The 19058-nt window shown below is 72.2% G+C and carries 18 protein-coding genes and 2 pseudogenes; 10 read left to right on the forward strand and 10 right to left on the reverse strand.

The genetic code is table 11. From position 1 onward, the window contains the following. The first annotated feature begins 162 nt into the window (after positions 1-162). A complete protein-coding gene (locus ACIBSW_RS35110) occupies positions 163-1122 on the forward strand; it encodes a universal stress protein (protein WP_354720351.1) in 960 nt (319 codons plus the stop codon). Positions 1123-1131: 9 nt separating this feature from the next. Here the strand turns inward: ACIBSW_RS35110 and ACIBSW_RS35115 are convergent, their stop codons facing one another. Genes ACIBSW_RS35115 through ACIBSW_RS35125 form a run of 3 tightly spaced genes read right to left on the reverse strand, consistent with a single transcriptional unit; the run spans position 1132 to position 2524 of the window. Next, the gene (locus tag ACIBSW_RS35115; RefSeq protein WP_354720353.1) at positions 1132-1836 is read right to left on the reverse strand and encodes a VIT family protein; all 705 of its coding nucleotides are present in this window, start codon (positions 1834-1836) and stop codon (positions 1132-1134) included. A gap of 8 nt (positions 1837-1844) precedes the next feature. Beyond that, the gene (locus tag ACIBSW_RS35120; RefSeq protein WP_354720355.1) at positions 1845-2312 is read right to left on the reverse strand and encodes a universal stress protein; all 468 of its coding nucleotides are present in this window, start codon (positions 2310-2312) and stop codon (positions 1845-1847) included. 5 nt (positions 2313-2317) lie between these two features. Further along, positions 2318-2524, reverse strand: a complete 207-nt coding sequence (locus ACIBSW_RS35125) for a DUF1918 domain-containing protein (protein ID WP_354720357.1) — start codon at positions 2522-2524, stop codon at positions 2318-2320. A 242-nt stretch (positions 2525-2766) separates the two neighbouring features. Here ACIBSW_RS35125 and ACIBSW_RS35130 point away from each other — a divergent pair. Then, positions 2767-2939: pseudogene (locus ACIBSW_RS35130) on the forward strand (nitroreductase); the annotation flags it as partial. Positions 2940-3046: 107 nt separating this feature from the next. Here ACIBSW_RS35130 and ACIBSW_RS35135 read toward each other — a convergent pair. The 7 genes from ACIBSW_RS35135 to ACIBSW_RS35165 all read right to left on the reverse strand — a co-directional run bounded on the left by ACIBSW_RS35135 (position 3047) and on the right by ACIBSW_RS35165 (position 8368). Further along, entirely contained in the window at positions 3047-3607 is a 561-nt protein-coding gene (locus ACIBSW_RS35135) for a hypothetical protein (protein ID WP_354720358.1), read from the reverse strand. A 98-nt stretch (positions 3608-3705) separates the two neighbouring features. Beyond that, positions 3706-3843 carry a hypothetical protein gene (locus tag ACIBSW_RS35140; protein WP_354720360.1) on the reverse strand — a complete coding sequence of 46 codons (138 nt, stop codon included), beginning with the start codon at positions 3841-3843 and terminating at the stop codon, positions 3706-3708. A gap of 378 nt (positions 3844-4221) precedes the next feature. After that, entirely contained in the window at positions 4222-5124 is a 903-nt protein-coding gene (locus ACIBSW_RS35145) for a universal stress protein (RefSeq protein ID WP_354720362.1), read from the reverse strand. 104 nt (positions 5125-5228) lie between these two features. Next, positions 5229-5744 (reverse strand): flavodoxin domain-containing protein, encoded by a 516-nt coding sequence (locus ACIBSW_RS35150; protein ID WP_354720364.1) that lies wholly within the window; start codon positions 5742-5744, stop codon positions 5229-5231. 73 nt (positions 5745-5817) lie between these two features. After that, positions 5818-6786, reverse strand: a complete 969-nt coding sequence (locus ACIBSW_RS35155) for an Acg family FMN-binding oxidoreductase (RefSeq protein ID WP_354720366.1) — start codon at positions 6784-6786, stop codon at positions 5818-5820. Next, positions 6783-7331: a cyclic nucleotide-binding domain-containing protein gene (locus tag ACIBSW_RS35160; protein ID WP_354720368.1), complete on the reverse strand. Its 549-nt coding sequence runs from the start codon at positions 7329-7331 to the stop codon at positions 6783-6785. The genes ACIBSW_RS35155 and ACIBSW_RS35160 overlap by 4 nt, the downstream gene beginning before the upstream one ends. Beyond that, on the reverse strand, positions 7328-8368 hold the full coding sequence (locus ACIBSW_RS35165) for a zinc-dependent alcohol dehydrogenase family protein (RefSeq protein ID WP_354720370.1): 1041 nt from the start codon (positions 8366-8368) through the stop codon (positions 7328-7330). Before ACIBSW_RS35165 ends, ACIBSW_RS35160 begins: the two co-directional genes overlap by 4 nt. A 147-nt stretch (positions 8369-8515) precedes the next feature. Here ACIBSW_RS35165 and ppdK point away from each other — a divergent pair, with 147 nt between their 5' ends. The 8 genes and pseudogenes from ppdK to ACIBSW_RS35205 all read left to right on the forward strand — a co-directional run bounded on the left by ppdK (position 8516) and on the right by ACIBSW_RS35205 (position 19050). Next, positions 8516-11176 carry a pyruvate, phosphate dikinase gene (gene ppdK, locus ACIBSW_RS35170; protein WP_354720372.1) on the forward strand — a complete coding sequence of 887 codons (2661 nt, stop codon included), beginning with the start codon at positions 8516-8518 and terminating at the stop codon, positions 11174-11176. Positions 11177-11186: 10 nt separating this feature from the next. Further along, positions 11187-11528: a hypothetical protein gene (locus tag ACIBSW_RS35175; protein WP_354720374.1), complete on the forward strand. Its 342-nt coding sequence runs from the start codon at positions 11187-11189 to the stop codon at positions 11526-11528. A gap of 243 nt (positions 11529-11771) precedes the next feature. Then, positions 11772-14006: a formate C-acetyltransferase gene (gene pflB, locus ACIBSW_RS35180; RefSeq protein ID WP_354720375.1), complete on the forward strand. Its 2235-nt coding sequence runs from the start codon at positions 11772-11774 to the stop codon at positions 14004-14006. Beyond that, positions 14003-14758, forward strand: coding sequence for a pyruvate formate-lyase-activating protein (gene pflA / locus ACIBSW_RS35185; protein WP_354720377.1), 756 nt, complete (start codon positions 14003-14005; stop codon positions 14756-14758). Before pflB ends, pflA begins: the two co-directional genes overlap by 4 nt. A 169-nt stretch (positions 14759-14927) precedes the next feature. Beyond that, entirely contained in the window at positions 14928-15173 is a 246-nt protein-coding gene (locus ACIBSW_RS35190; RefSeq protein ID WP_354720379.1) for an SHOCT domain-containing protein, read from the forward strand. Positions 15174-15203: 30 nt separating this feature from the next. Then, a pseudogene (locus tag ACIBSW_RS35195) lies at positions 15204-15365 on the forward strand (cation-transporting P-type ATPase); the annotation flags it as partial. A gap of 188 nt (positions 15366-15553) precedes the next feature. Next, complete coding sequence (locus tag ACIBSW_RS35200) at positions 15554-16354, forward strand: universal stress protein (RefSeq protein WP_404799550.1); 801 nt, start codon at positions 15554-15556, stop codon at positions 16352-16354. Further along, a complete protein-coding gene (locus ACIBSW_RS35205; protein WP_354720383.1) occupies positions 16351-19050 on the forward strand; it encodes a GNAT family N-acetyltransferase in 2700 nt (899 codons plus the stop codon). The genes ACIBSW_RS35200 and ACIBSW_RS35205 overlap by 4 nt, the downstream gene beginning before the upstream one ends. Positions 19051-19058: the final 8 nt, after the last annotated feature.

Raw genomic sequence — 19058 nt, forward strand, 5'->3', positions numbered from 1 at the left:
TCACAGCGGCGAAGGTCCCGCCCCGCGGGCCCACTCGGCCGGCGATCGGCGGCGGGCCGGTCGGGAGCCCCGAACCGGCGAGGCGCGATCCGGGACCTCCGGCCCGGCCGGCCGTGTCCACCGGCCGTGCCGGGCCCGGCGCATCGCGCTTAGCCTGCGAATATGCCTGGAATCGACGCGGTCACGGAGGTACGGCCGGTAGTGGCTTGCGTGGACGGCTCGCGCACCACTCCGACGACGGTCGATCTCGCCGCCGCGGAGGCGGTCCGCCACCGGGCTCCCCTGCTGATCGCCCACGTCTGGCCGGGCAGGTACACCGGTGTCTTCCGCAGCCGCGGCGCGGTGGCCTCGCCGGCGGACGGCCGGCGCCTGCTCGACGTCACGGCGCGGCGTGCACAGCTGAGCTCCCCGGACCTGCCCGTCAGCACCGAGTTGCTGGACGGTGGAGCCGCGGACATGCTCACGGGACTGTCGAGGCGGGCACAGCTGATCGTCGTGGCGCACCGTGACGACGTTCTGACCCGTCTCAGCTGGGGGTCGACCACGGCTTACCTCGCCCATTACGGTGCCTGCCCGGTGCTCGTGCATCGTGGTGCCGTGCCGACGAAGACCGGGCCCGTCGTGGTAGCGGCTTCCGCGCGTTCGTCGGGGACCGCGACGCTGGGCTACGCCTTTGCCGAGGCCGCAATGCGGGGGGCCGATCTCGTGGCGGTGCACATGTGGACGCGACAGGGCGGCCAGGACGGTCCGGCGCCCGCCGTCGTGGCGGGCGGTCATGTGGCGGAGCGCCGCGAGGCCGATCGGACGCTGGCCGAGGCGCTGGCCTGCTGGACGGCGCGGTATCCGGATGTTCCGACCGAGCGGCTCGTCGTGCACGACCTCGACATGGGGTACACGATCGAACGCGCCTCCCGGCGTGGGCGGCTGTTGGTCGCGGGAATCGGCCGGCACGGCCGCTTCGCGGAATCGTTGTACGGTTCGGCCGGTCCGGGTCGCAGCGCTGTGGGTGCGGTGGCGTGCCCGGTGGTACTGGTACCGGCGGGATGGCAGGCCGGAGAACCGGTGCCGGCCTACGGCGGGCCGGCCGCGGCCGATCCGGGTCGAGGTCGCCGGCACGCCTGACGCCGGCCGTCACCCGACGGCGATGCCGACCAGTTGCCCGATGCCGAAGGTGACCGCCATCGCCAGCATTCCGCCCACGACGAGCCGGAGCACGGCCCGGACGGGCGGGGCGGACCCCAGGCGGGCACTGAGGTAGCCGGTCAGGGCCAGCGCGGCCACGACCGCCGTGACGGTGACCGGCACGCGGGACGCGGCCGGCGGGAGCACGATGGCCGCCAGCGGGAGCAGGGCGCCGACGATGAACGCGAGCGCGGACGCGGCTGCCGCGTGCCAGGGGTTCGTCAGGGCGCCGGGATCGAGGTGCAACTCGGCCTCGGCATGCGCCCGGAACACGTCCTTGGCCGTCAGCTCTTCCGCGACCCGGCGCGCGGTCTGTGCGGACAGTCCTTTGGCCTCGTAGATCGAGGTGAGCTCGTCGAGTTCCTCGTCGGGAAACGCGGCGAGCTCACCACGTTCCTGCTCCAGCAACGCCCGTTCGGTGTCCCGCTGGCTGCTGACAGACACATATTCTCCGAGTGCCATGGAGACGGCACCGGCGACGAGACCGGCGACGCCGGCGGTCAGGACCGGGCCGGCGGCCGTCGTGGCGCCGGCAACGCCGACCACCAGGCCCGCGGTCGAGACGATGCCGTCGTTGGCGCCGAGAACACCGGCCCGCAGCCAGTTGAGGCGGCCGGAGATGGCGCCGTCATGCGGCTCGCCCCGATGCGTCACACCGGTCCCTATGGCCATCGGCCGGCAACGCTCGTAGGTCCGTTCGCCGATACGATCGCAAGCGGACAGGCGGTTCGCCCGGAGACCGCGCTTGCGCATTTCCCCAGGTGTTCGGGCATGCCCGCCGGATCGCTGTTCGCGGCCATGACGACGAGCGCGGCCTCATGGCTCAGCTCGATCAGGGCGTGCGCGGGGTCGCGGTCACGCACGATCTGCCGTTCGGTATCCGTCGCCGCCTCCGGCGGCAGGCTGTCGTAGAGCGCGTCGGACAGCAGATGGTCCGCGTCCGGCATCCGTTCCCGTCCGGCGCAGATGTGCGCCACCCGCAGCGGTAGACCCAGACGCTCTGCTTGGGCTCGGGCGTACCGGAGGATCGGGCCCGCGGCGCCGTCATCGTCGATCGCGGCGAGAACGAAGGTGCCGACATCGTCCGGCATACAGATCGGTGCCTGTCCGGTGTGCGGCGCGCCGGTCATGGTCATCACCGACCACGGCCTGGCACGGCGGGGTGTTCGATCCGTGCCTCCGGACCGGGGAAGATCAGCGTGGTGCGGCCGTCGTCGAGCCACCGCACCTCGTACGGTGGGCCGCCGTCGGCATGGGCGATCGCGGTGATGACGCCGATCCGGCGGAGATCGCCGAGATGGGCCGCCTCAAGGATGATTCGATCACCGATCTCAGCGATCATCATGGGCCTCCGTGGGTCTCGGGGCCCACCGGCTGCCTGGCGTTGGTAGGCCGTTGACCGTCTTGGCGACGGTGGGTCTGGCGGCTCGTCGGCCGTCCGCTTCTTCTCCGGTCGTCGCGCCGTTCGGCATCCGGTGGGCTCAGGACAAGCATCGCCGGGATGCCGCCACGTCGTCAGGGTCATATGGCCTGATCGCGGCAGCCGTGGCGGATCCACGACGGGACTTTCGGCCTCGTCACGCGGCGGTGGGCGCATCCGGGTGCGCGTCGATGCTCTCTCAGTCGATCGAGGTGCCGGCGGCCCGCGACCAGCTGCGCCGCTCGCTCGGCCGCGCGGGCACACCGCAGCTCGCGCTGCGGTTCGGCTAGGGCCAGCATGGACACCAACACCGCGCCGCGACGTCGCCGAGGTTCTGCTGTCGCCCAGGCCGTGCTCCCGGATCTCCATCAGCTGCTCCCGAGTGCGCTACCGACGGCACGACCGACTGCCCGGCCGGTGGGCCAGGCAGCCGGTCGGGGTGGGTCAGATGAGCCAGCGGTTCTTCTGGACGAGGGGGAGTTTGGCCCACCAGCGTCCGAGGCCCCAGGTGTGTCCGGCGTAGGTGAGTGCCAGGACGATGCCGACGAGGGCGTAGATGACGTGGTAGTCGGTGATGGGGTTGGTGGAGCCGGAGGCCAGTGGCCATTCGGCGGCCCACATGAGTGCCATCATGAACGCGGAGGCGCCGGCGGCGACGCGCAGGCCGATGCCGGCGGTGAGGGCGATGCCGATGCCGAGCAGGCCGAGCATGAAGGCCCAGTTGGTCCAGGTGTCGCCGGCGATGGTGTGGAAGAAGTTCTGGAACGGGCCGACCTCGACGCTGGACAGGAAGCCTTTGGTGGGGGATCCGCCGTTGATCCAGGCCCGTTCGCCGGGGGTGGCGTAGCCGAAGCCGAAGGTCTTGTCGAGGAACGCCCAGAGGAAGACGAATCCGGTGGAGACGCGTAGGACGGCGAGTGCCTTGGCGGCGGCGTGGGTGAGCATGGAGCCGGGGGCCTCGACCTTTTCGAGGTGGGCGGTGGTGCCTTGGCCGGTGGTGGTCATCGTTTCTCCTCTGTCGATGTCTGCACCTATGAGGCTGCCCCGTGCGCCGCCGCGGCACCCGGGCCTGCCCGCCCGTCATGGTGGGTCCAAAGTCCTGACTACCGCGTCGGGTCCTCCTCGGTGGGCCCCCGGTCACCGGTGATCAGTGACCACGGCGCCGACGCACACTGCCGGGCCAGCGCGGTGATCTCGTCGGCGACGGCCGGCTGCAATGCGGCCGGCAGGTCGTGGCCCATTCCGGGGAAGACGTCGACGAGGTGGCGAGGCTGCGCCCGGCCGCCTCGCCGCGGATGACGGCGACGCCGAAGGCGCCGCGACGCCGTGCCACGGCCCGGATCGCGGGGTGACGTGGCGCCGGACGTGACGTCCCGGCCGAACGGGACCATAGGCCCTGTCCGGTCCGCGCTCACGGCGAAAGGCTGGAGGCTGAACGCTGAGGGCAACGCCGACGGGCAGTCCCGCTGGACGGCCTCCGTCGAGGGTGGCGTCGCCACGGTGACCGGAGAGTTCGACGACGAGACCGAGCGCACGGTCGTCACGGTGCTGGCACGGACCGTGCCGGGTGTCGCCGCGGCCCGCATCGGCGAGATGACGTCGACCTGAATGATGCTCGCCTACACCATGGGCTGCGCGGTCTCGCCGATTCTCCGGCTACGGTGCCGGACGATGTAGACGGGGCAACTCGCGTGGTGCAGCAGTTGCAGGCCGGCCGACCCGAGGAGCGCTCCGGCGAGCACACCGTGACCGTGGCTGCCGACGATGACCAGGCATGCGCGCGAAGAGAGGCCGACCAGCGCGGAGGCCGCGCTGTCGTGGGTGAGCATGATCTCGACCGGCACATCCGGGTACTTGTCGCGCCACGGCGCCAGGTCCCCCTCCAGCCGAGCTCGTTCGGCGGTGTCCTGTTCCGGCGTTTCGACCTCGGCGGCGCGGACCCTGGCCAGCCATGGCGGGATCGACGGCAGGTACGCCCGGACGACGGTCAGGGCGCAGCCGCGGCCGGCCGCCACCTCGAAGGCGGTCGCAAGGACGTGGTCGGCCGCCGGGGAGTCGTCGACGCCGACCACCACGGGCCCTTCGACGAAGTCACCGTCGCCGCGTACGACGACCACCGGGCACTTGGCGTGGGTCGCCACCCGCTGACTCACCGAGCCGAGCCCCAGCCCGGCGAAGCCACCGCGGCCCCGGTGGCCCAGCACCATCAGCTCCGCGCCCTGCGACGCGGCGATCAACTCGGGGGTCGCGTGGCCGACGACGGTGTCACGGGTGCACTCGATCTCCGGAGCGACGGCCCGTGCCCGGTCGAGGGCGGCGGCCGAGACGGCCTCGGCGAAACCGCGGGCGAAGTCGAGCGACTCACCACCGATGTCGTAGCGTGCGTCGACCCAGACCCACTCGAAGACGTGCATGATGCGCAGTGGCAGGCGCCGAAGCCGGGCCTCGCGGGCCGCCCAGTCCACGGCTGCCTTGCTCGACTCGGTGCCGTCGGTGCCGACAATGATGGCTCGGGTCCGCATGACCGCTCCCCTCAGGGTTCCTCTCTCGAAGTGTCAGGACGGTTGATGTCCTCGGACAGGGCGTCAGGTCCCGTCCGAGCGGGGCCGGAAGTCCCGGGATCGGTTCAGACCGCGTGTCGCTCCGAGAGGACGGTGGACGCCAGAGCGCCGGCCCAACGCCGGGCTCGCTCCAGCTCACCGGCGGCGAGCGGGCCGGCGGTGCCGCTGACCCGGAAGCTCTCCGGAGCCAGCATCATCCGGCAGCCGAGCCGGCGCATCCGGCGGTGCGCCCGGTGGGCCGCGGAGCCGGGCAGGAACGGCTTGTCGATCTTCGTGTCGAAGGCCGCCGCGGCGATTCCCGGCAGCATCGGCGCTTGGTCGAGATACTCCCGGAGGCCGACGGCGTCGGCACCGGGCCGTACGCCGTCCTGGCGGGCGGCGTCCGCGCGGGTACCGGGCCGGCTCATTCCGAATGCGTGTGTCGGCGCGCCGGCGACGAGGAGGTCCACGTCCACCGGGGCCGGCCGGCCGCTCACGTCCGCGACAACGACGTCGAACGCGTCGCCGAGCCCTTCGGCGACGGCGCGCGCGATCTTCTCGGTGTTGCCGAACATGGATTCGTAGACGATCAAAGCCTTCATGGCGGTCTCCTTTCCCTGCGAGTTCGAGGCGACCGACCCCGTCGTGGCCGGCTGCGCCATGAGAGTGGAACGATCATCGGCTCTCGTCCTGCAGGACCTCGGTGAGTGGTCTGCGTGGTGTCGTCGCGGGTGGTGGACCGTAGCCGAGCCGAATGATCATCTGTGCCCATCGGCCGGTGGTCGTCCTCGTCAGGAGTTCCCGGATCGCGGGGATCTCCACGGGCTGGCTGATGGGTGTGGTGGCCAGGCCCAGGCGGGTGGCGACGAGAAGGACGTGTTGCAGTGCCTGGCCGGCGAGGACCCATTGCGGCGGGCCGTCGCCTTGGGTCGCGAGGACGGCGATGCTCGGGTATGCCTCGAACCGTTCGCTGGTGCGCCAGGGCTGGGCGTGCATCAGCCCGAAGTCGCGGACCGGCAGCCGTTCCAGGGCGTCCCACGGTCCCATCGCGCTCGGCGGCACGCCGTCACGCCGACCGTGCTCAGGCCGGGTCCACCGGCCCAGTTCGGCGCGGTAGCCGCCGTCGGCGCGGAGCCGTCGTTCGGCCGCCTGTCCGAGCCCGAGGATCGCGTCGCGGCTGACCGCGCCGGCGATGACGAGTGTCGCGCCCTCGTCGCCGGCGGCCCGGGTCAGTTCCTCGATGGCGTCGGCGGGGACCACGGCGGCGGCGAACGGCCACCGGTTGGTGTGTCGGTGCGGGATCGCGGCGGCCAGCGCCGTCACGGTCTCGGACGGTGTGGCCTGGTGGCCCGGCTCCACCCGGGCCACCAGGTGGGGCGTACCCGGCTCCGGGAAGAGGACGTGCTCCGGTTCCCAGCCCTGCGCGCGCAGTGCCAGCCGCAGCGTGAACAGGGCCGCGCCGACGCTGATCAGGAGTTCGCGTCCGGAGGCGTCGAGCGCGTCGAGGCGGCGGCCGGGGTCGGCGTACACCTCGACCGCCCGGTCGGTGATCCGGAAGCGCCAGGGCTGGCTGTTGTGCAGCGAGGGTGCCAGCGTCGCGGCCTCGACACATCGGGTGAGAACGCCGCTGTCGACGGTGGTCATGGCGTGGCGCCCGGGTAGGCGTACAGCTCGACGAGGCGGTGCCGCGCGGCCTGTAGCCGGTCGGACACCGTGTCGAGGAGCCGGGCGTTGAGCTCCCGGCCCAGCTCGGCGTCTTCGGCGATCATCGCCCGGACCCGGACGGCGTCCATCTCGACCGCGCGGATGTCCTCGGCGACGACGGCGCCGAACCGCCACAGGTACGGTGCCCGCGCCCAGGACCAGCCGACGACGGTGCCGGCGGCGACGTGTTCGACGACGATGTGTCCCCGTCCGGGCACATGGAGGTCGACCGCGACGGTCCCGGAGTGCACCAGCCAGAACCGGTCCGCCGGGGTGTCCTGGTGGCACAGCCGGTGCCCGGTGGCGCGGAAGACCGGCCGACCCGCGGCCGCCAGTCGGTGCAGCCGCTCGGCCGGCAGGTCGGCGACGAAGTCGTGCAGGGTGAGCAGGTCGAACACGCTCAACGACGGCATGGCGTCGCTCCTCGCGGTAGGTGTCGTGACCGTCGGCGCCAGGCCGGCGCCGACGGTCAGCGGGATTCTCATCGTGAGAGCACGACCTTCAGCGCGCTGGTACGCGCGGGGTCGGCGAAGACGTCGTACGCCTCGGCGAACCCGTCCAGGGCGAACCGGTGGGTGACCATGTGCCCGAGGTCGAGCTGGCCGGCGACGAGCATGTCGAGCAGCTTCGGCGTCGAGTACGTGTCGACCAGGCCGGTGGTGATGGTGACGTCGCGGATCCAGAGGTCCTCCAGGTGCAGGGTGGCCGGTTTGCCGTGCACGCCGATGTTGGCGACCCGGCCGCCGGGCCGGACGAGGGTGGTGCACAGCTCGAAGGTCTGCGGCGTGCCGACCGCCTCCATCACCACGTCGGCGCCGAGGCCGCCGGTCAGCGCCTGGACCGCGGCGAGCGGGTCGTCGGTACCGGCCAGAACGGTGGTGTCCGCGCCGAACATCTTGGCCGCCTGCAGGCGGCTCTCTGCCTTGTCGATCACGACGATGTGCGCGGGGGAGAAGAGGCGCGCGGTGACCACGGCGGCGAGCCCGATCGGGCCGGCCCCGACGATCACGACGGTGTCGCCGGGGCGCACCCGGCCGTTGAGGACCCCGACCTCGTAGGAGGTCGGCAGGATGTCGGCGAGCAGCACGGCCGACTCGTCGCCGACCTGATCCGGCAGCTTGTAGGTGGAAAGGTCGGCGAACGGTATCCGGGCGTACTCGGCCTGGACCCCGTCGACGAGGTGGCCGAGGATCCAGCCGCCTCCGCCGCGGCACTGGCCGTAGACGCCCTCGCGGCAGTACCGGCATATTCCGCACGCGGAGATGCAGGAGGCGAGTACCCGGTCGCCCTTGACCAGCCCGGCGACGCCGGCGCCGGTCTCGACGACCGTGCCGACGGCCTCGTGGCCGAGCACGCGGCCGGCGGCGACCTCGGGCACGTCGCCGCCGAGGATGTGCAGGTCGGTGCCGCAGATGGTGACGGCGTCCACCCGGATGATCGCATCCCTGGGGTCCTGGATCCCCGGGTCCGGAATCTCCGTCCACGATCGCGATCCGGGCCCGCCGTACACGAGTGCCTTCATGGCAGCGCTCCTCTCGATTGCCTTCGCCTCCACGCTGGCCCTGCCGAGGCCCGTTCAGTAAGGGACCTCCGGCCCTACTCGGTGGGACCGGCGCGGGGCTACCAACGAGGTGAGAGGTATCCGCGAGCGATCGAGGGCGAGGACCTGATGTCCAGATACGTGTACGACTTCATCGAAGGCGACAAGGACCTCAAGGACCTGCTCGGCGGCAAGGGCGCCAACCTGGCCGAGATGACCCGGATGGGCCTGCCGGTACCGCCCGGCTTCACCATCACCACCGAGGCGTGCCGCGAGTACCTGCGCACCGGATCGACGCCGGACAGCCTCTTCGCGGAGGTCGAACTCCACCTGCGGGCGGTGCAGACGCGGATCGGCAAGCGACTCGGCGACCCCGGCGATCCGCTGCTGCTGTCGGTGCGCTCCGGCGGCAGGTTCTCCATGCCCGGCATGATGGAGACGATCCTCGACATCGGCCTCAACGACGCCAGCGTGGCCGGACTCGCCCGGCAGAGCGCCGACGAGCGCTTCGCCTGGGACTCCTACCGGCGACTGATCCAGATGTTCGGCAAGACGGCGTTCGACGTTCCCGGCGAGGATTTCGAAGCGGAACTGGCGAATGCCCGCGCCGCCGCCGGCGCCGCCACCGACGCGGACCTCACCGCCGCGCAGTTGCAGGACCTCGTGCACACCTACAAGAAGGTCTTCCAGGCGCACACCGGCCGCGAATTCCCGCAGGCACCGCACGAGCAGTTGTTCCTCGCCATCACCGCGGTGTTCAAGTCGTGGAACGCCGAGCGGGCCGTGCTGTACCGGCGGCAGGAACGCATACCGCAGGACCTGGGCACCGCGGTCAACGTGATGGCCATGGTCTTCGGCAACCGTGGCACCGACTCCGGCACCGGGGTGGCGTTCACCCGCGATCCGGCGACCGGCCGCCGCGGCGTCTACGGCGACTACCTGCGCAACGCTCAGGGCGAGGACGTGGTGGCCGGTATCCGCAACACGGTCGGCCTGGGCGAGCTGGCCACGATCGACCCGGCGAGCTACCGGCAGCTGCTGTCGATCATGCAGCGGCTGGAGGGGCGCTACCGGGACCTGTGCGACATCGAGTTCACCATCGAGAACGGCAAGCTCTGGATGCTGCAGACCCGGGTCGGCAAGCGCACCCCGGCCGCCGCGTTCGTGATCGCCGCCCAGCTCGTCGACGAGGGCACCATCACCCTCGACGAGGCGTTGCGGCGGGTCACCGGCGAGCAGCTCGCCCAGCTGATGTTCCCGAGCTTCGACTCCGATGCCGCCCCCGACCCACTCACCACCGGCGTGCCGGCGTCGCCGGGCGCGGCGGTCGGCGCGGTCGTGTTCGACTCCGCGGCGGCCGCCGCGGCGACCGGGCCGGTCATCCTGGTCCGCCGGGAGACCAACCCGGACGACCTGCCCGGCATGATCGCCGCACAGGGCATCCTGACCAGCCGCGGCGGCAAGACCTCGCACGCCGCCGTCGTGGCCCGGGGGATGGGCAAGACCTGCGTCTGCGGCGCCGATCAACTCGAGATCGGCGCGGACTCCGTCACCGTCAACGGCCACGTCGTCAAGGCCGGCGAGATCATCTCGGTCGACGGCACCACCGGCCGGGTCTACGCGGGAGCCGTGCCCGTCCGGTCTTCCGCGGTGGTGCGGTACTTCGAGGGCGGCCTGAGCGCACACGGCGAACCGCTGCTCGCCGCCGTGGAACGCCTCATGATCCACGCGGACCACACGGCCCGGCTCGGCGTGCACGCCAACGCCGACACCGGCCCCGACGCGGCCCGGGCCCGGCGCTTCGGTGCCACCGGAGTCGGCCTCTGCCGCACCGAGCACATGTTCCTCGGCGACCGCCGCGTCCTGGTCGAGCGCCTGATCCTGGCCACCGACGACGCCGAGCGGGCGGCCGCGCTCGCGGAGCTGCTGCCGCTGCAACGCGCCGACTTCGAGCAGCTGTTCGCCGCGATGGACGGCCTGCCCGTGACGGTCAGACTGATCGACCCCCCGTTGCACGAGTTCCTGCCCCCGCTGGAGGAGCTGACCGCCCGGGTCGCCCGCGCCGAGGCGCTCGGCGAGGACCCCGGCCACGATGCGACGCTGCTGACCGCGGTGCGCCGGATGCACGAGCAGAACCCGATGCTGGGCCTGCGCGGCGTGCGCCTCGGACTGGTCATCCCCGGCCTGTTCGCCATGCAGGTCCGGGCTATCGCGGAGGCCGCGGCCGCCCGGGTCGCCGCCGGCGGCGACCCGCGACCGGAGATCATGGTCCCGCTGGTCGGCGCCGTCCAGGAGCTCGACACGGTACGGGCGGAAGCCGAGTCCGTGCTCGCCGGCGTCGCCGGGGCGCCCCCCATCCGGATCGGCACGATGATCGAGGTGCCCAGGGCCGCGCTCACCGCCGGGCAGATCGCCGGCGTGGCCGAATTCTTCTCCTTTGGCACCAACGACCTGACCCAGATGACCTGGGGCTTCTCCCGCGACGACGTGGAGGGCGCGTTCTTCGGCCGCTACCTGGGCCTGGGCATCTTCGCGGCGTCCCCGTTCGAGACGATCGACACCGACGGGGTCGGCGAGCTGGTCCGCATCGCCGTGGAACGCGGCCGCGCCGCCCGCCCGGACCTGACCGTCGGCGTCTGCGGCGAGCACGGCGGCGACCCCGCCTCGGTGCGGTTCTTCCACGACGCCGGGCTGGACTACGTGTCCTGCTCGCCGTTCCGGGTCCCGATCGCCCGCCTCGAGGCCGGCCGTGCCGCCGTCGCGGGCGACGCAGCCTCGGACAGTCGATAGGAGCATGATCATGACTGCCACCCTCGACCGGCGAGGCGAACTCATCCCGGTGCGCTCGGGCGAGCGTGAGATCGGGGTGTTCGCCGTAGGCCCGGACCGGACCACCTTCGTGCCCGCCGTCGACGTGACCGCCCTCGTGCTCGGCTCGATGACCGTCGCGGCCGTGTCCGCCGTGGCGCTCGCGCTCGGCGTCTCGCGACGCAGGCCGCCCGCCATCGGCACGGTGACGATGGGCCCCGGCGGCTGGCTCAGCCTCAAGCGGGCGGCCGCCCCGCCGCTGCGCGCCGCCGCCGAGCCGCGACCCTGGTGGGCCCACCTGCTGCGCGCCCACCGCCTGGTGGTCAAGCGCTGAGTGGACTCGACCGGACAGTCCTCGGAGAGGAGCGGAGTCCTCTCCCTGGGCGTCACCTGGTTGGTTCTGGCGGTCGGCGGCGCGCTGTGGGTCCTCATGCCGGCCGGTAGGCATCGCCCGTTGCAGGCCATCGGTGCCTGCCCGCAGGCTGCCGCACTGCCCTCGGTCCCGGGCGGTCGTGACCTTCGGCCCTGACCGCCCGCGCCGGCCTTCGCGAGGCTTGAGGTGACGCGAGGAGGTCACATGGAACACGGGGCGGCATGGCGCGGATTCGTCGGCAGCGGGTGGCGCGAGACGATCGACGTCGGCGCGTTCATCCACGACAACATCGAGCCGTACACCGGCGGGCAGGAGTTCCTGACCGGGCCGACTCCGCGCACTGAGCGGGTCTGGCAGCAGCTGACCCGGATGTTCCCCGAGGAGCGCCGGCGCGGGATCTACGACGTTGACACGCACACCCCGTCGACCATCACCTCGCACGTGCCCGGCTACATCGACCGTGACCACGAGCTGATCGTCGGGCTGCAGACCAGCGCGCCGCTACGCCGCGCCATCATGCCCGCCGGCGGCCTGCGGATGGTCGAGGCGGGGCTCAAGGCCTACGGGTACGCCCTGGACCCGGCGGTACACGCGATCTTCTCCCGGTACCGCAAGACCCACAACGACGGCGTCTTCGACGCCTACCCGGCGGACGTGAAGGCGGCGCGGCGCTCGCACATCATCACCGGCCTGCCCGACGCGTACGGCCGGGGCCGGATCATCGGCGACTACCGCCGGGTCGCCCTGTACGGCGTCGACCGCCTGATCGCCGAACGCCGGGAGCGCAAGGCCGCGCTCGACGCGCGGCTGTCGTCCGAGGACGTCATCCGCGACCGGGAGGAACTCGCGGAGCAGATCCGCGCCCTGGACGAGTTGAAGACGATGGCCGCCGCCTACGGCTGCGACATCTCCGGCCCCGCGGCCACCGGCCGGGAAGCGATCCAGTGGCTGTACTTCGCCTACCTGGCCGCGACCAAGGAGCAGAACGGTGCCGCCATGTCGCTCGGCCGCACCTCCTCCTTCATCGACGTGTACCTGCGGCGCGACCTGGCGGAGGGCACGCTCGACGAGACCGGCGCGCAGGAACTGATCGACGACTTCGTCATCAAGCTGCGCATCATCCGGTTCCTGCGCACCCCCGAGTACGACCAGCTGTTCTCCGGCGACCCGACCTGGGTCACCGAGGCGCTCGGCGGCATCGGCTCGGACGGCCGCCCGCTGGTCACCCGCAGCAGCTTCCGCTACCTGCAGACGCTGTACAACCTGGGACCCGCGCCCGAGCCCAACCTGACGGTGCTCTGGTCGCCGCGACTGCCCGAGGGCTTCAAGCGGTTCTGCGCCCAGGTGTCGCTCGACACCAGCGCGATCCAGTACGAGAACGACGACCTGATCCGCCCGGCATACAGCGACGACACCGCCATCGCCTGCTGCGTCTCGGCCATGCGCGTCGGCAAGGACATGCAGTTCTTCGGCGCGCGGGCCAACCTGGCCAAGGCCCTGCTTTACGCGATCAACGGTGGCCGCGACGAGCTGACCGGCGAGCAGGTGGCGCCCGCCCGCGCGCCGATCGCCGAGGACGTGCTCGACTACGACAAGGTCCTCGCCGCCTTCGACCGCACCCTGGACTGGCTCGCCGAGACCTATGTGGACGCACTGAACGTCATCCACTACATGCACGACAGGTACGCCTACGAACGCCTCGAGATGGCCCTGCACGACCATCCCGTGCACCGCTTCCTCGCCACCGGCATCGCCGGCCTGTCCGTCGCAGCCGACAGCCTGAGCGCGATCCGCTACGCCCAGGTCAAGGCGCTGCGGGACGAGACCGGCCTGGTCGTCGACTACGCGGTCGACGGGGACTTTCCCACCTACGGCAACAATGACGATCGGGCGGACGCGATCGCGGTGGACCTGGTCGAGCGGTTCATGGACAAGATCCGGCGGCAGCCCGCGTATCGCGGCGCCGAGCCGAGCCTGTCGGTGCTGACGATCACCTCGAATGTGGTCTACGGCAAGAACACCGGCAACACACCCGACGGCCGGCGCGCGGGCGAGCCGTTCGCGCCCGGCGCCAACCCGATGAACGGCCGGGACCGGCACGGGCTGGTCGCGGCGGCGCTGTCGGTGGCGAAGCTGCCGTACCGGTGCGCCCGCGACGGCATCTCGCTGACCAGCACCGTCACCCCGGACGGCCTGGGCCACACCCGCGAGGAACGCATCGGAAACCTGGCCGGCGTGCTCGACGGCTACACCGACGCGGGTGGCTTCCACCTGAACGTCAACGTGCTGGACCGGACCACGCTCGAGGACGCGATGGCCCACCCGGAGAAGTACCCGCAGCTGACCGTCCGGGTCTCCGGCTACGCGGTGAACTTCGTCAAGCTCACCACCGAACAGCAGCGCGACGTCATCTCCCGCACCTTCCACGGCTCGCTATGACCACCCAGACCGCGATCCGGGCGCTGACCGGCTCCGTCCACTCCTTCGACATCTCGACCGGGGTGGACGGGCCCGGCACCAGATTCGTCGCGTTCCTGGCCGGCTGCCCGCTGCGCTGCCTCTACTGCCACAGCCCCGACACCTGGTACCGCCGCAGCGGGACCCCGACGACCGTCGACGAGCTGGTCACCGAGATCCGCCGCTACGAACGCTTCCTCAAGGTCGCCGGCGGCGGCGTCACGATCAGCGGCGGGGAGCCCCTGCAACAGCCCGCCTTCACCCGCGAGGTGCTGCGGCGCTGCAAGGAGATGCGGCTGCACACCGCCCTGGACACCAGCGGCTTCCTCGGCGACCGGGCCGACGACGCCCTGCTCGACGCCGTCGACCTGGCGCTGCTCGACATCAAGTCCGGCGACCCCGGCACGTACCGGACGGTGACCCGGACCGGCCGGCTCGCGCCCACCGTGCGCTTCGCACACCGCCTGGCCGACCGCGGCATCCCGATCTGGGTCCGCTTCGTGCTGGTGCCCGGCCTCACCGACGACCCCGCGAACGTCGACGAGGTCGCCGCGATCGCCGCCGCGGTGCCGACCGTCGAACGCGTCGAGGTCCTGCCCTTCCACCGCCTCGGCGCCGCCAAGTACGCCGCGCTCGGCCTGCCCTTCCCGCTGGCCGGCACCGCGCCGCCCGGGGAGACTCTGCTCGACCGGGTGCGAGGCCGGTTCCGGGAGCACGGCCTCGCCGTGTGCTGACCCGGCAGCCGGGGTCACCGGGGGTGTTCGCCGAGCAGGCGGGTGGCCAGGACCGCGGCCTGGGTGCGCCGCTCCAGGCCCGGGTCCCGGCATGAAGGGTCGTCCGACCCGTGCCAGAGCGCACGGAAGGCCGAACGATGGGAGGTGCCACCCGGAGAGGAGTGCGATCATGATGTATCACGGATACGGCATGGGAATAGGCTGGGCTCTGATCCTCTTCGCCGTCGTCGTACCGACCCTGCTGGCCGCGTTGTGGCTGCTCATCACGCGGCTACAGCACAGTCCCGAAGTGCCCGCCGCGTCCGATCCGCTACCAGGCGCGGAGCGGATCCTGGCGGACCGCCTCGCGCGCGGCGAGATCGACACCGACGAGTACGCCCAGCGTCTACGAGCACTGCGCGCGGAACGCTGCTGACCGCAGCGACTCGACCGCACCGCCGCGGAGGCCGGTGCACGGCTCACCGCGGACGGCCCGAACCTGGTAGCCGCACCGGCACCTCGACACCTGCTCGGCCGGATCGGCCGGCAACTGGCGGACCCGTTCGTCGCCCTACTGATCGCCGCCGCCGTGGTGACCACCCTCCTTTGTGCAACGACGCCGAGCTGATAGCGCCGGAACCCGGCCGAACCGGGTGGGTGCAGGGCGGGACCTTCGGCCCGTTCGCGGGTGACCTGACGCACTGCCTCGAGGGGCCGTCCCGGGCTGACGATGGAATCGAGAACGCGAGGGGGAGCCATGAGGACCACCGCCATCGTCGTCGGCGCCGACGGCACCGCCAGCAAGGCGGCCGTGCGGTGGGCAGCGCGCGAGGCACAGCGACGGCACCTGCCCCGCATGTCGTGCACGCCTATGACTGGATACAGCAGGAGTCCCGCGTCGACATCTGCGGCGAAGACATCGACGTTGCCCGCGAACTCGCTCGAGTAATCACGGCCGAGGCCCGCGGGCAGGCCCTGCGGACAGTCCCGGACGTCGATGTCCGGGCGGACATCGTCATCGGGCCCGCGACCGATCGATTGCTGGAGATCGCGGAGTCGACAGCGCTGATGGTGCTGGGCAGCCGAGGCCGTGGCGGACTCGCCGGCCTGCTGCTGGGCTCCGTCAGCCGGCGGGTGGCCACCCACGCCCCGTGCTCCGTGGTGGTCGTCCGTGACGGCGACACCACGTCCGACGGCCCGGTGGTTGCCGGCGTGGACGACTCGCCGGCCGCCGACGACGTCCTCAAGACGGCCTTCGAGGCGGCGGCCGACCGTAGTGCCGGCCTCATCGTCGTCCGGTCGCACCTGCCGGTGTCTCCGCTCTGGCCGTCCGCCACCATGGCGGACGTCGACACCCGCGGCCAGGACGTCGCCGAGCAGACCCGGCTCGACGAACTGCTGGAACCGTGGCGGGTCAAATACCCCGACGTGCCGGTCGGGACCGTGCTGACCCGCGAGAGCGCCGCCGACGCGCTGGTCGTAGCCTCCCGCACCGCGCAACTGGTCGTCGTGGGCAGCCGCGGGCGCGGCGTCGTCGCCGGTGCCCTGCGCGGCTCCGTCGGCCTGCACCTGCTGCACCACGCGCACTGCCCCGTCTACCTGGCCCGGCAGTCATGAGCACCATCGTCGAGGCGGACGGCCACGGCGTTGACGCGCTCACCGCCGACGGCGGGATCGTCACCCTGCGGCCCGTTCGCCACACCGACCGCCGCGCACTCGCCATGCTGTACGACACGGCCTCGCCGGACGACTTGCGCCTGCGGTTCTTCGCCCAGCCCGGCTCCAGCGCCCTGGCCGCCGAGGTGGACCGGCTGTGCCTGCCGGAAACCGACCAGCACCTCGCGGTCCTCGCATTCGAGGGCGACGACCTCGTCGGCGTGGCCTCCTGCGAGCGGGACGGCCGCCGCGCGGAGTTCGCACTCTTCGTCGCCGAGCCACAACGGGACCGCGGCATCGGCACCCTGCTGCTGGAACACCTCGCCTACCGGGCCCGCCGGTGCGGCATCAAGGAACTGGTCGGCGAGGTACTACCCGGCAACACCCGGATGCTGCGCGTCGCCCGAGGCCTGACCGCCCACGCCTGGTCCCGGTTCGACTACGGCGTCGTCGACGTCGGGTTCGACATCGACGTGGACGACGCCACGCAGTCCACCATCGACAGCCGGGACCGCACCGCCGAACGCGCCTCGCTGCGCGCCCTGCTCTCGCCCGCCTCGGTGGCGGTGGTCGGCGCGGGCCACCGGCCCGGCGGCATCGGCCGGGAGACCCTGCTCGCGCTGCGCGACTACGGCTTCCCCGGCACTCTGTACGCCGTCAACCGCACCGGCTCCGAGGTCGACGGCGTCGCCGGCTACCGCTCCGTCCGCGAACTGCCCGCACCGATCGACCTGCTGGTCATCGCGGTACCCGCCGACCAGGTGCCGGGTGTCCTCGCCGATGCGGGCACCGTCGGCGTCCGGGGTGCCGTCATCCTCAGCTCAGGGCTCGGCGAAGCCGGACCGGACGGCGTACGCCGCCAGCAGGAGGTGCTCCGGCTGGCCCGCGCACACGGCATCCGCCTGGTCGGGCCTAACTGCCTTGGAGTGATCAACACTGATCCACGCGTGCGACTCGACGCCGGCTTCGCCCCCATGGCGCCGCCGCCGGGCGGGCTCGCGATCGCGTCGCAGTCCGGTGCCGTCGGCATCGCACTGCTGGAGAACGCCATCCGCACCGGGCCGGGCATCTCCACCTTCGTCTCGCTGGGCAACAAGGCCGACGTCAGCGGCAACGACCTCATCGCCTACTGGTACGACGACCCCGGCACCACCGCGGTCGCGCTCTACCTCGAGTCGTTCGGCAATCCCCGCAAGTTCGCCCGTACCGTCCGCGCCCTCGCCCGCCGCAAGCCGGTCCTGGCGATCAAGAGCGGGCGTTCCGACGCAGGCCGGCGGGCCGGTGCCTCGCACACCGCCGCCGCGGCCGCGCCGGCGGCCACCGTCGACGCGCTGTTCGCCCAAGCCGGTGTCGTGCGCCCGGAGAACCTCGGCGACCTGATGGACGCCGCGCGGATCCTCACCGATCAGCCCTTGCCCGCCGGACGCAGACTTGCCGTCATCGGCAACGCGGGCGGCCTCAATGTGCTCGCCGCCGACGCCGCGGAGACCGCCGGGCTCACCGTGCCCGCGTTGAGCCCGGCGACCCGCCTGCTGCTCGAAGGGGTCGCACAGGGCGCCGCGAGCCTCGACAATCCGATCGACCTCGGCGCCGGGGCGTCACCGGCCGCCTTCGCGGCGGTGACCACCGCCGTCGCGGACAGCGGCGAGGCCGACGCGCTGCTCCTGGTCATCATCGGTACGCGGGCCAACCGGCCGGACGAGATCCTGTCCGCGCTCGCACCGGTCGTTGATGCGTACCCCGGCCTGAGCGTCGCGGTCACGCTCGCCGGATGCATGGACGCCCCGACGACGCTCGGCGCTCGGCGAGCTCCGGTCTACGACATGCCGGAGCGGGCCGTCCGGGCGCTCGGCCACGCCGCCGCGTACGCCCAATGGCGCCGGCAACCGCTCGGCCGCCGCCCGGAGCTGTCCGGCATCGACGCCGCACAGGCGCGCGTCGAGGTCGACCAGGCGCTGAAGGAGGGCGCCGGATGGCTGCCCTACGGCCGTACGGCGGAGATCCTCACGGCCTATGGAATTCCGATCCTGCCCGCTTCGACCGTCGCGACCGCCGACGCAGCGGTCGCCGCCGCGGATCTGGCGGGCTACCCCGTGGTGCTCAAGTCCGCGGACCCCGACCTGGTTCACAAGACCGACACCGGCGGCGTGCGGACCGGCCTGGCCGACGCGACCGCGGTGCGGGCGGCGTTCCCGGCCGTCGCCGCCGCCGGCCGGCCCGTCGCCGGTGTCCTGGTGCAGCAGCAGGTCGACGAGCCGGTCGAGCTGTACGCCGGCGTCGTCCACGATCCGCTGTTCGGCTCCGTGATCGTGCTCGGACTCGGCGGCGTGCGGACCGACCTGCTCGGCGACCGCAGCCTGCGGCTCGTCCCGCTCACCGACCTGGACGCCGGGCGAATGTGGCGCGACCTGCGCTCGGCGCCCCTGCTCACCGGCTTCCGCGGCGCTCCGCCCGTGAACACGGCCGCGCTCGAGGACGTGTTGCTGCGGCTCGGTCGCCTCGCCGAGGACCTGCCCGAGGTCGCCGAGCTGGACCTCAACCCGGTGCTCGCCGGCCCTGACGGTGTCATCGCGGTGGACGCCAAACTTCGGCTCGCGCCGGTAGGCGCCGAGCCGGACCCGACGCTGCGTCGACTTCGCGCGGCGGACGGCTCCTGAAAGGAGAG

It is taken from the genome of Actinoplanes sp. NPDC049668 (assembly GCF_044465445.1).
GTDB lineage: Bacteria > Actinomycetota > Actinomycetes > Mycobacteriales > Micromonosporaceae > Actinoplanes.

Excerpts from the sequence above, each read along its gene's own strand:
- ACIBSW_RS35175 (WP_354720374.1), top strand. The coding sequence starts at position 11,187 with ATGACTGCCACCCTCGACCGGCGAGGCGAACTCATCCCGGTGCGCTCG.
- pflB (WP_354720375.1), top strand. The coding sequence starts at position 11,772 with ATGGAACACGGGGCGGCATGGCGCGGATTCGTCGGCAGCGGGTGGCGC.
- ACIBSW_RS35135 (WP_354720358.1), bottom strand. The coding sequence starts at position 3,607 with ATGACCACCACCGGCCAAGGCACCACCGCCCACCTCGAAAAGGTCGAG.
- ACIBSW_RS35120 (WP_354720355.1), bottom strand. The coding sequence starts at position 2,312 with ATGACCGGCGCGCCGCACACCGGACAGGCACCGATCTGTATGCCGGAC.
- ACIBSW_RS35160 (WP_354720368.1), bottom strand. The coding sequence starts at position 7,331 with ATGAGAATCCCGCTGACCGTCGGCGCCGGCCTGGCGCCGACGGTCACG.
- ppdK (WP_354720372.1), top strand. The coding sequence starts at position 8,516 with ATGTCCAGATACGTGTACGACTTCATCGAAGGCGACAAGGACCTCAAG.
- ACIBSW_RS35125 (WP_354720357.1), bottom strand. The coding sequence starts at position 2,524 with ATGATCGCTGAGATCGGTGATCGAATCATCCTTGAGGCGGCCCATCTC.
- ACIBSW_RS35150 (WP_354720364.1), bottom strand. The coding sequence starts at position 5,744 with ATGAAGGCTTTGATCGTCTACGAATCCATGTTCGGCAACACCGAGAAG.
- ACIBSW_RS35145 (WP_354720362.1), bottom strand. The coding sequence starts at position 5,124 with ATGCGGACCCGAGCCATCATTGTCGGCACCGACGGCACCGAGTCGAGC.
- ACIBSW_RS35190 (WP_354720379.1), top strand. The coding sequence starts at position 14,928 with ATGATGTATCACGGATACGGCATGGGAATAGGCTGGGCTCTGATCCTC.
- pflA (WP_354720377.1), top strand. The coding sequence starts at position 14,003 with ATGACCACCCAGACCGCGATCCGGGCGCTGACCGGCTCCGTCCACTCC.
- ACIBSW_RS35155 (WP_354720366.1), bottom strand. The coding sequence starts at position 6,786 with ATGACCACCGTCGACAGCGGCGTTCTCACCCGATGTGTCGAGGCCGCG.
- ACIBSW_RS35140 (WP_354720360.1), bottom strand. The coding sequence starts at position 3,843 with ATGGGCCACGACCTGCCGGCCGCATTGCAGCCGGCCGTCGCCGACGAG.
- ACIBSW_RS35110 (WP_354720351.1), top strand. The coding sequence starts at position 163 with ATGCCTGGAATCGACGCGGTCACGGAGGTACGGCCGGTAGTGGCTTGC.
- ACIBSW_RS35165 (WP_354720370.1), bottom strand. The coding sequence starts at position 8,368 with ATGAAGGCACTCGTGTACGGCGGGCCCGGATCGCGATCGTGGACGGAG.
- ACIBSW_RS35205 (WP_354720383.1), top strand. The coding sequence starts at position 16,351 with ATGAGCACCATCGTCGAGGCGGACGGCCACGGCGTTGACGCGCTCACC.